General features: G+C 52.3%; 1 protein-coding gene and 1 pseudogene. Both read left to right on the top strand.

Annotated elements, in window-relative coordinates; translation table 11 throughout:
• On the top strand, positions 1-989 hold a 989-nt coding region (locus J1C54_RS16830), incomplete at its 5' end, for a cbb3-type cytochrome c oxidase subunit I (protein WP_229150008.1).
• 11 nt (positions 990-1000) lie between these two features.
• Positions 1001-1113 (top strand): annotated as a pseudogene (locus tag J1C54_RS16825) (peptidase S41); the annotation flags it as partial.

Genomic DNA, 1113 nt, shown 5'->3' with positions numbered 1-1113 from the left:
TTACCACTGTGGCTCGCCGGACTACCTCCCACATTTATGTTGCCAACTGGTTTTTCGGTGCTTATATCCTGACCATTGCCATGCTGCACGTGGTTAACAATCTGGAAGTGCCGATTTCCATGTGGAAGTCCTACTCACTTTATCCCGGCACCATTGATGCCATGGTGCAGTGGTGGTACGGCCATAACGCTGTCGGCTTTTTCCTTACCGCTGGATTTCTCGGCATGATGTACTACTTCGTGCCGATTCAGGCAGGCCGACCGGTTTATTCCTACCGCCTGTCCATTGTTCACTTCTGGGCGCTGATTGCTGTGTATATGTGGGCGGGTCCCCATCACTTGCACTACAGCTCTCTGCCCGACTGGGTTCAGTCCCTTGGAATGGTGTTCTCCATAGTCCTGTTGGCGCCCAGTTGGGGCGGCATGATCAACGGTGTTATGACCCTTTCTGGTGCCTGGCACAAACTGCGCACTGATCCGATCATCCGTTTCCTGATCGTATCGCTGAGCTTCTACGGCATGTCGACCTTCGAAGGTCCGATGATGTCGATCAAGACTGTCAATGCGTTAAGTCACAACACTGACTGGACCATCGGTCATGTGCATTCAGGCGCGCTGGGCTGGGTGGCAATGATCACCATGGGGTCCATGTATGTGTTGATTCCACGAGTATTTAACCGCAAAGGCATGTTTAGTACTGCCTGGATCTATACTCACTTCTGGCTGTCGACGATCGGCACAGTGCTATATATCGCCTCCATGTGGGTGTCTGGCCTGATGCAGGGTCTGATGTGGCGCGCTGTTAACACCGATGGCACTCTGACCTACTCGTTTGTTCAAGAGATGGAGTCTCGCTTCCCCTATTATGTCGTGCGCTTGATCGGTGGCGTGATTTTCTTCTCCGGCATGCTGCTGATGGCATGGAACGTCTACAAGACGCTGAAAGAAGAAAAGAACGATAGCAATGAAAGCAACCTGGCCACGGCTTAAGGAGTCCCGACATGTCGAATGCTCATGAGAAAGTCGAGAAAAATGTCGGCCTGATGATCGTCCTGATCCTGATCGTGGTCAGCTTTGCCGGTCTGGCACAGATTGTGCCGCTGTTCTGGCAAAA

The organism is Alcanivorax sp. 1008 (assembly GCF_020667895.1).
Classification (GTDB): domain Bacteria; phylum Pseudomonadota; class Gammaproteobacteria; order Pseudomonadales; family Alcanivoracaceae; genus PGZG01.
The sequence above is the reverse complement of the archived record's forward strand: the minus strand, read 5'-3'. Positions and strand labels throughout refer to the sequence as shown.